Genomic DNA, 216 nt, shown 5'->3' on the forward strand with positions numbered 1-216 from the left:
AAGGACGAGACGCGCCGGCAGCTTCGGGAGATGAACAAAAAGTGGGGGGAGCTCTCCAACAAGCTGGGCACCCTGGTCGAAGACCTGGTTGCCCCGAGTCTACCCCGTATCATCGAGGAACGCCTGAACGAGCCCGCCTATGACCTCATGGTGCGGCTCAAGCGCCGTTTACCCGACGGGCGCGTGAAGGAATTCGACGCCCTGGTGGTCACCCCC

1 pseudogene is annotated in these 216 nt (G+C 63.0%); it reads left to right on the top strand.

What is annotated here, in order from left to right:
• Positions 1 to 30: 30 nt before the first annotated feature.
• Positions 31 to 216, top strand: a pseudogene (locus BQ17_RS02190) (hypothetical protein); the annotation flags it as partial.

Origin of the sequence: Candidatus Thiosymbion oneisti (assembly GCF_900092655.1) — a bacterium.
Classification (GTDB): Bacteria; Pseudomonadota; Gammaproteobacteria; order Chromatiales; family Chromatiaceae; genus Thiosymbion; species Thiosymbion oneisti.